Below are 8,057 nucleotides of genomic sequence, written 5' to 3' on the forward strand. Positions count from 1 at the left end.
GTCGACGCCGTCAGCGACATCGCCCAGCCAGGCAGGTGGGGGCTGGTCCTCAGTCACGTTGCCTCCCCTCTTGCGAGTCGAGCCGACCGCAGCGCGAACCCAGGTGCGATCGCTGCGGAGGTCTCGACAGGCTCGACCAGCCGGGGTCCAGTCCCGGCGTCGGCGTGGTGCTTCGAGGCTCAGGCGCAGAACGCCTTCGCACCTCAGCCACCGTCCGGCATCACGGGCTCGACCATCGTGTGGGTCAGAAGTCGTCGACGCCGACCGGCTCGGCCGGTGCCGGCGTCTCGTCGGCCACCGTCGGGCCGACACCGAGCTTCTCGAGGATCTTCTTCTCGATCTCGTTGGCGAGGTCGGGGTTGTCGGCGAGGAAGCCGCGCGAGTTCTCCTTGCCCTGGCCGAGCTGGTCGCCCTCGTAGGTGTACCAAGCGCCGGCCTTGCGGATGATCCCCGCCTCGACGCCGACGTCGATCAGGCCGCCCTCGCGGCTGATCCCCTTGCCGTACATGATGTCGAACTCGGCCTGCTTGAACGGCGGGGCCACCTTGTTCTTGACGACCTTGACCCGGGTGCGGTTGCCGACCATGTCGGTGCCGTCCTTGAGGGTCTCGATGCGACGCACGTCGAGACGGACCGAGGAGTAGAACTTCAACGCCCGGCCACCGGTGGTGGTCTCGGGGCTCCCGAACATCACGCCGATCTTTTCCCGCAGCTGGTTGATGAAGATCGCGGTGGTGCCGGAGTTGTTGAGGGCACCGGTCATCTTGCGCAGCGCCTGGCTCATCAGCCGGGCCTGGAGGCCGACGTGGCTGTCGCCCATCTCGCCCTCGATCTCGGCGCGAGGCACCAGGGCGGCCACCGAGTCGATGACGATCAGGTCGAGGGCGCCGGAGCGGATCAGCATGTCGGCGATCTCGAGCGCCTGCTCACCGGAGTCGGGCTGGGAGACCAGCAGCGCGTCGGTGTCGACGCCGAGGCTCTTGGCGTATTCAGGGTCGAGCGCGTGCTCGGCGTCGATGAAGCCGACGATGCCGCCGGCGCGCTGGGCGTTGGCCACCACGTGGAGGGCGACCGTGGTCTTGCCGGAGGACTCCGGCCCGTAGATCTCGACGACCCGGCCGCGCGGCAGGCCGCCGATGCCGAGGGCGATGTCGAGGGCGATGGACCCGGTCGGGATCACCTCGAGCGGCGCGCGCGACTCGTCGCCGAGCCGCATGACCGAACCCTTGCCGAACTGCTTCTCGATGTTGGCGAGGGCGACGTCGAGCGCCTTCTCGCGGTCTGCAGCAGCCATGTGCCGTTGCCTTCCTTTGTCGTGAGGTCTCAGGTGCTCCTTCGACGCTAGGGATCGCCGCCGACATCCGGTCCTACCGGTCGTCGGGTTGTGGAGAAGCTGCCCCGGCGTCGCACCTGTGGACCGAAACTAGCCGAACAGGTGTTCGACTCAACGCACGACGCGCGGCGTGTCGTAGGTCAGCTCGATCCCGTCCGCCCAGGTCGAGCAGGTGCACCCGGCCGGGTCGGGCAGCGCAGCGACGGCGGCGGTGAGCAGGCCGGTGAGCCGAACGAGGTTGTCCCGGAACCGGGCGAAGACCTCGGCCTGCCCCACTCCGGACCCGGCCTCGGCGCCGGCGTCCATGTCGGTCACCAGCGCGAGAGCCGCGTAGCAGAGCCGCAGCTCGCGGGCCAGCGCCGCCTCGGGGGCGCCGGTCATGTTGATGAGCGTGCCGCCCTGCGCGGCGTACCACTGCGACTCCGCTCGGGTGGAGAAGCGCGGGCCCTCGATGACGACCATCGTGCCGCCGCGGCGTACGTCGGGTGCCGCCGCCACGAGCGCCTCGGAGACCCGTGGGCAGTAGGGGTCGGCGAACGGCAGGTGGGTGGCGCCGTGCTCGACGTACGACGACACCCTCCGGGTGGTGCGGTCGACGAGCTGGTCGGGGACGACGAGGTCGCCCGGCGCGACGTCGGACGACAGCCCGCCCACCGCGCACGGCGCCAGCACCTGGGTCACGCCCAGGGAGGCGAGCGCCCACAGGTTGGCGCGGTAGTTGATGCCGTGCGGCGGGTGCTCGTGGTGCCTGCCGTGCCGCGGCAGGAACGCCACCCGCCGCCCCGCCACGGTGCCGACGGCGACCGGTGCGGAGGGGTCGCCGTACGGCGTGGTGACCGCGTGCTCCTCCAGGTCGCTCGAGGAGGCCTCCAGGAAGGAGTAGAAGCCGGTGCCGCCGATCACGGCGACCTCTGCCGGGCCCGACCGAACGCTCACCTCTCCGACGCCGGGAGCTCGAGCGCGCGCCACACGGCCGCCCACACCTGCTTGGGCGGTACGCCGGCGTCGAGCGCCTCCTGGGCGGTCCGGCCGCCGAGCTCGGCCATGACGAACTGGCGCGCCCAGGCCCGGTGGTAGGTCGGACCGAGGGCATCCTCCATCCGCGACCAGAACTCGGTGTGCCTCACGCGGTCAGGATCGCACGGCGCGGGTGACGAGCCAGGGCTGCCCGTTGCTGGTGGTCCGGTGGTTGATCTCGTGCACCCGCCAGCCGGCGTCCTCGAGCGCCGTGCCCAGCGGGGCCTCGCGCCAGTAGACGAACCGGCGCGGCCCGCGGACGTGGCCGTGCGTCGACCACTCCTCGCCGTCGCCCTCCTTGAGCGACATGCCCAGGACGCCACCCACTCTCGTCGCGCCGGCCAGCCGGGTCAGGACCGTCGGCACGTCCTCGCGGGCCACGTGGAGCAGGCAGGCGCAGGCCCACACGCCGTCGTAGGGGCCGTGCCGTTCGTCGACGAGGTCGTCGGTCAGCGGGTCCAGCACGTCGGCGTCGTAGCCGCGGTTGCGCATCAGCTCGACGAACCCCGGCGAGATGTCGCTACGCCGCACGGTCAGCCCGCGCTTCTCGAGCGCGGCCGCGTCGCGGCCACCGCCGCTGCCGATCTCGAGCACCGCACCCCCATCCCCGACGGCTCCCGCGAACCAGTCGAGCTCGGCGTCGAACTCGTCGCTGAGCTTCGAGACACCGTCGCTGAAGGCCTCGGCGTCCACGTCGTAGGCCGCCACGGTGGCGCGGGCCGCGAAGTCCCGGACGTCGTGGGCATGGTGCACCAGGTCGTGGAGGTGGTAGCGGCCGAGGGTGTCGACGGTGAAGACGCTGCCGTCGCTGCGCACGCCGCGGCGCCCCCGGGTGCGCTCGTCGGCGCCGGCGAGCTCGTCGTACGTCGCGGCGACGACCTCGGCCGCCTCGACGACCTCGGGTCCCACGACGGCGGGGTCCTGCAGCTCGTAGCGGTCCTCGACGGCGGTGGCGTCCTGGTCCCAGTTGGCGAACTGCGGCTCGTCGTGGTCGAGCATCAGCTGCAGCCGCTCGGTGAACTTCCGGTTCACGTCGCGGACGTGACAGGCGTACTCCAGCGGTGACCAGGTGTGTTCGTCCGGCCGCTCGGTCGCCCCGGGCTGGGCCAGGACGGCGAGCCAGCCCCGGGCGTTGTCCCGGACGGCCGGGCCGATCTCGGCCGGATCCACGCCACCGGCGTCGAAGCCGCAGTCGGGGCATCGCTCGTCGAGGACCCACGTCCAGTCCTTCGTGTCCGGCACGATGCCCTGTCCGCTCATGGCGCACATCATGATGGACCCCGTGACGGTGCGCGACGCGGTTCCTGCCGATCTCCCGCGAATCGCAGCCATCTACGACGACCAGGTGCGCACCGCGATCTCGACCTTCGACCTCTCGTCGCCCGGGACGGCCTACTGGGAGGCCAGGCTGGCCAGCTCCGAGCCCGGCGACCACCTGCTGGTGGCGGCTCCCGGACCGGAGGTCGTGGGCTACGCGTACTCGTCGTCCTACCGCCCGCGACCGGCGTACGCCCGGACCCGCGAGGTCTCGGTCTACCTCGACGCGTCCGCGCGGGGCCGGGGCATGGGGCGCCTGTTGTACGACGAGCTGCTGGAGCGGCTGCGAGTTGACGGCGTCCACCAGGTGCTGGCGGTGATCGCGCTGCCGAACGACGCCAGCGAGGCGCTGCACCGCGCTTGCGGCTTCGAGCAGGTGGGGCTGCTGCCCGAGGTCGGGTGGAAGTTCGACCGCTGGATCGACACCGCGCTGTGGGGGCTGACCTTGGCGTAGGTGGCGTCGGCTCAGGTGAGCAGCAGCACGCCCAGGCGACGGCGTACGACCACCAGGCCGGCCACGCCCAGGGCCACCAGGTAGGCCACCGAGACCAGCGAGCCCCAGGAGAGCGCGCCGGTCGTCAGTTCGCGGCACAGCAGCACGCCACGGTAGAGGGGCGTGCACTCGACCAGCCACTGCACCGGCGTGGGGAAGGCGCTCAGCGGGAAGAAGGTGCCCGAGAACAGGAACAGCGGCAGCTGGACGAGCGTGATCTTGTCGAAGTCCTGCCAGCTCTTCATGTACGTCGTGGCCGCCATGCACACCGCGCTGGATGCGAAGCCGATCAGGATCGTGGCGGGGAAGGCCAGGATCGCCCACCACGAGTGCACCAGCCCCATCGCGGTCATGACGACGAGGAAGGCCGCGGCGTAGGCCGACCCGCGCAGCTGGCTCCACGACACCTCGCCGCGCGCCACGTCGCTGGTGCTCAGGGGGGTGGCGAGCATCTGGTCGTAGAGCTTGATGTACTTCAGCTTGAAGAAGGTGTTGAAGGTCGCGTCGATCAGCGCGCCGTTGAACGCCGAGGCGGCCAGCATCCCCGGTGCGACGAACTCGGCGTAGGGGATCTGCCGGCCGTTGAACTCGAAGGTGTCGATCAGCTGGCCGACGCCGATGCCGATGGACAGCAGGTAGAAGAACGGCTCGAAGAAGCCGGTGAGGAACAGCTTCCACGCCTTGCGGTAGACGATGTAGTTGCGCTGCACCAGCAGCGCGGTCGCGCGGACCGCGCCGAGGGGCTGCACCTGGACCGTGGTCACGAGACGAGCCTCTTCTCGAGCCCGGAGACCGCCCAGAACCAGCCGGCCAAGGTGAGCAGCGCCAGGTAGGCGACGTTGACCGCGGCCACCCACCAGGTGACGTTGTCGAGGGCGAACATCCGGGAGAGGTTGACGCCGTGCCACAGCGGGGTGCAGCGCGCGATCCACTCGCCGACGGTGCCGAGGTTGCTGACCGGGAAGAACGCACCGCTGAACAGGAACAGCGGGAAGACGCCCAGCCGGAAGAGGATGCCGTAGCCCTCCTCGGAGTAGAGGCGGGCGCTGAAGCCGTAGACCCACACCGCGAAGGCCATGCCGACCAGGAGCTGGCAGGCGAAGGCGACGAACGGCCCCCACCAGCTGCCGTAGACGCCGAACGGCGCCAGCACGAGCATGTAGACGCCGCACGTGGTGGCCAGCCGGAACAGCACGAACGACAGGTGTGCGGCCACCAGGTCGCGGCACTCCAGCGGGGTGGCCAGCATCGAGTCATAGATGCGCTGCCACTTGATCATGCCCATGACGGGGTACGTCGTCTCGCCCACGGCGGTCTGCATCGCGTGCGCGGCGATCAGGCCCGGGACGACGAAGTCGAAGTAGGACGTGGCGCCCTCGAGCACGTCGGGGTCGGCCTCGATGAACCCGCCGAGCAGCACGCCCATGGCGAGCACGTAGAGCAGCGGCGAGACGAAGGAGGTGATGACCGACCCGCGCCAGGTGCGCTGGTAGACGACGGTCCAGTAGTCGGTCTGGCGGCGGATGCCGTCGAACAGCGTCAGCCGACCGCCGGAGGCCGCTCCGGTCGGGCCCGCCGAGACCACCGCTGCCATCAGTCGACCAGCGTCCGGCCGGTGAGGCGGAGGAAGACGTCCTCGAGCGTGCTGCGGCGCACCAGCGTCGCGACGGGCTGCAGGCCGCGCTCGTGGACCCGGGCGATCACGCGGTCGCCGTCGTCGGTGTAGACCAGCAGCCGGTCGGGCAGCACCTCGACCCGGTCGCCGAGGTCGGCGACCTTCTCGGCGAGCGCGTCGTGGGTCTCGCCCTGCTCGGCCACCCCGAACCGGAGCTCGGCCACCTCGCGCGTCGAGTGCTGGCGGATCAGGTCCAGCGGTGAGCCCTCGGCGACGATCAGCCCCTTGTCCATCACCACGAGCCGGTCGCAGAGTTGTTCAGCCTCATCCATGTAGTGCGTGGTGATCACCAACGTCACCCCGGACTGCTTGAGCCGGAACAGCCGGTCCCACAGCACGTGGCGGGCCTGCGGGTCGAGGCCGGTCGTCGGCTCGTCGAGGAGCAACACGTCGGGGCGGTTGACCAGGCTCCGGGCGATGGTCAGCCGTCGCTTCATGCCGCCGCTGAGGTCCTCGACCTTGCTGGTGGCCTTCTCGGTCAGCTGCACGAAGTCGAGGAGCTCGTCGACGCGCTCGTTGACCACGGCCTTGGGCAGCCCGAAGTAGCGGCCGTAGATGTAGAGGTTGTCACGCACGTTGAGCTCGACGTCGAGGTTGTCCTCCTGCGCGCACACCCCGAGCCGGCCGCGGATGGCCGGCCCGTCGACGGCCGGGTCCATGCCCAGGATCCGGAGCTCTCCCCCGCTGACCGGCGAGACCGCGGCGATCATCCGCATGGTGCTGGACTTGCCGGCGCCGTTGGGCCCGAGGAACCCGAAGGCCTCCCCGCGGCGAACCTCGACGTCGATCCCCTTGACCGCCTCGAAGTCGCCGAAGGACTTGCGCAGCCCGCGGGCCGAGATCATCGAGTCTGTCACGCCGCGACCATACAAATATTCACCGACAGCGCTCACGGGGTTTGGCCGGGAGCGCGCTCAGTGGGCCAGCGCGAGACGCCAGTGCTGGCCGACCAGGTCCTTCCCGAACGAGCGATGTGCCTCGGAGTCGACGAGCTCGAAGCCCGCGGCCTCGTAGATCCGTCTCGCCGAGACGAGGACGTCGTTGGTCCAGAGCGTCAGCTCGGTGCAGCCGGCGTGCTGGGCGTGGGCGACGCAGGCGTCGACCAGCGCGCGGCCGGCACCGTGGCCGCGGGCGTCCGGTGTGACGAGAAGGATCCGGAGGACGGCCTCGTGCGGCTCCGCTCCGGGCACGCAGAGCACGCAGCCGACCCGCTCGCCGTCGAGCTCGGCGATCCAGCCGGCGAGCCGCGGGTCGGGCTCCGCCGAGGCGAAGTCGGCCACGATCCGCGCCACAAGGGCCTCGAACGACGTGTCCCACCCGAGCGTGGCGGCGTACACCTCGCCGTGCTGCCAGACCATCCAGCCCAGGTCTCCCGGCCGGTCCGCGGCCCGGATCGCGACACCCATGCGTGAACCTCCTACTGAAACACTCGTTTCAGTTACTCTAACGCGGGTGACGGCAAGGCGCGAGGAGCTTCTGGAGGGGGCGTACGCCTTCGTGCTCGAGCACGGCCTGTCCGACCTGTCACTGCGGCCGCTGGCCCGCGCCGTCGGGAGCAGCCCGCGGGTGCTGCTCTACCTGTTCGGGTCCAAGGACGGGCTCGTCCGGGACCTGCTCGCCCGCGCACGGCAGGAGGAGCTTGCGGTGCTGGAGGGCATCGAGGGCGAGGGGCTCGACGCCGTCACCACGACCCTGTGGGAGTGGCTCAGCGCACCCGGGCACCGCCGGCTGCTGGTGCTGTGGGTCGAGGCGTACGCCCGGTCGCTGACGGATCCGGGCGGTCCATGGAGCGGCTTCGCCCGCCAGACCGTCGAGGACTGGCTGGAGGTGCTGGCGCGCGCCCAGCCGGCCGGCGTACGACGCACCAGGGCCGGCGAGGTGGAGCGCACCCGGGCCCTCGCCCTCCTCCGCGGTGGCCTGCTCGACCTCCTGGCCACCGGTGACGAGAAGCGGGTCGGCACCGCCGTCTGCGGATGACCAGCGGCGACCGACGGGCCAGCGGGTGCCATCGCTGCGGAGGTCTCGACAGGCTCGACCGACGGCGGCTGAGCTTCTCGGCGGCTTCGCCGCACCTGGGTAGTAAAAGATTGCTGGGGGCTGTCGTCGGGCGGGTGTCGGGTCACAGTGGTGGGGTGGTCGCCACGGTTGGACGCCGACGCACCTTGGTGCCGATGAGCCCGTGGCTGAGCTTGGTGGTGGAGGGCCCCACGTGGACCGTGGAT

Annotated in this window: 10 protein-coding genes; 2 read left to right on the forward strand and 8 right to left on the reverse strand. The window is 70.8% G+C overall.

What is annotated here, in order from left to right:
- Positions 1-244 precede the first annotated feature (244 nt).
- The 4 genes from recA to VFV89_RS03055 form a co-directional block, all read right to left on the reverse strand.
- Positions 245-1,294: a recombinase RecA gene (recA, locus tag VFV89_RS03040; RefSeq protein ID WP_329704425.1), complete on the reverse strand. Its 1,050-nt coding sequence runs from the start codon at positions 1,292-1,294 to the stop codon at positions 245-247.
- A gap of 150 nt (positions 1,295-1,444) precedes the next feature.
- Positions 1,445-2,269: an S-methyl-5'-thioadenosine phosphorylase gene (locus VFV89_RS03045; protein ID WP_329704426.1), complete on the reverse strand. Its 825-nt coding sequence runs from the start codon at positions 2,267-2,269 to the stop codon at positions 1,445-1,447.
- The gene (locus VFV89_RS03050; protein WP_329704427.1) at positions 2,266-2,460 is read right to left on the reverse strand and encodes a DUF3046 domain-containing protein; all 195 of its coding nucleotides are present in this window, start codon (positions 2,458-2,460) and stop codon (positions 2,266-2,268) included. The genes VFV89_RS03045 and VFV89_RS03050 overlap by 4 nt, the downstream gene beginning before the upstream one ends.
- 4 nt (positions 2,461-2,464) lie before the next feature.
- Positions 2,465-3,610 (reverse strand): class I SAM-dependent methyltransferase, encoded by a 1,146-nt coding sequence (locus VFV89_RS03055; protein ID WP_329704428.1) that lies wholly within the window; start codon positions 3,608-3,610, stop codon positions 2,465-2,467.
- On the opposite strand from VFV89_RS03055, the gene VFV89_RS03060 reads away from it, so the two are divergent.
- Positions 3,609-4,121, forward strand: a complete 513-nt coding sequence (locus tag VFV89_RS03060; RefSeq protein WP_329704429.1) for an N-acetyltransferase family protein — start codon at positions 3,609-3,611, stop codon at positions 4,119-4,121. The two genes, VFV89_RS03055 and VFV89_RS03060, sit on opposite strands and share 2 nt — an antisense overlap.
- An 11-nt stretch (positions 4,122-4,132) precedes the next feature.
- Here the strand turns inward: VFV89_RS03060 and VFV89_RS03065 are convergent, their stop codons facing one another.
- The 4 genes from VFV89_RS03065 to VFV89_RS03080 all read right to left on the reverse strand — a co-directional run bounded on the left by VFV89_RS03065 (position 4,133) and on the right by VFV89_RS03080 (position 7,241).
- Positions 4,133-4,924, reverse strand: coding sequence for an ABC transporter permease (locus VFV89_RS03065; protein ID WP_329704430.1), 792 nt, complete (start codon positions 4,922-4,924; stop codon positions 4,133-4,135).
- Entirely contained in the window at positions 4,921-5,754 is an 834-nt protein-coding gene (locus VFV89_RS03070) for an ABC transporter permease (protein ID WP_329704431.1), read from the reverse strand. Before VFV89_RS03070 ends, VFV89_RS03065 begins: the two co-directional genes overlap by 4 nt.
- Positions 5,754-6,680, reverse strand: coding sequence for an ABC transporter ATP-binding protein (locus VFV89_RS03075; RefSeq protein WP_329704434.1), 927 nt, complete (start codon positions 6,678-6,680; stop codon positions 5,754-5,756). The genes VFV89_RS03070 and VFV89_RS03075 overlap by 1 nt, the downstream gene beginning before the upstream one ends.
- A gap of 69 nt (positions 6,681-6,749) precedes the next feature.
- Positions 6,750-7,241, reverse strand: coding sequence for a GNAT family N-acetyltransferase (locus VFV89_RS03080; protein ID WP_329704432.1), 492 nt, complete (start codon positions 7,239-7,241; stop codon positions 6,750-6,752).
- Between the two features lie 46 nt (positions 7,242-7,287).
- Between VFV89_RS03080 and VFV89_RS03085 the strand changes: the two genes are divergently transcribed.
- A complete protein-coding gene (locus tag VFV89_RS03085) occupies positions 7,288-7,812 on the forward strand; it encodes a TetR/AcrR family transcriptional regulator (protein ID WP_329704433.1) in 525 nt (174 codons plus the stop codon).
- The last annotated feature ends 245 nt before the right edge of the window (positions 7,813-8,057 follow it).

Source organism: Nocardioides sp., from assembly GCF_036274455.1.
Taxonomy (GTDB): domain Bacteria; phylum Actinomycetota; class Actinomycetes; order Propionibacteriales; family Nocardioidaceae; genus Nocardioides.

Coding starts and splice junctions, on each gene's coding strand:
- recA (WP_329704425.1), bottom strand. CDS start 1,294: ATGGCTGCTGCAGACCGCGAGAAGGCGCTCGACGTCGCCCTCGCCAAC.
- VFV89_RS03060 (WP_329704429.1), top strand. CDS start 3,609: ATGGCGCACATCATGATGGACCCCGTGACGGTGCGCGACGCGGTTCCT.
- VFV89_RS03055 (WP_329704428.1), bottom strand. CDS start 3,610: ATGAGCGGACAGGGCATCGTGCCGGACACGAAGGACTGGACGTGGGTC.
- VFV89_RS03070 (WP_329704431.1), bottom strand. CDS start 5,754: ATGGCAGCGGTGGTCTCGGCGGGCCCGACCGGAGCGGCCTCCGGCGGT.
- VFV89_RS03075 (WP_329704434.1), bottom strand. CDS start 6,680: ATGATCTCGGCCCGCGGGCTGCGCAAGTCCTTCGGCGACTTCGAGGCG.
- VFV89_RS03080 (WP_329704432.1), bottom strand. CDS start 7,241: ATGGGTGTCGCGATCCGGGCCGCGGACCGGCCGGGAGACCTGGGCTGG.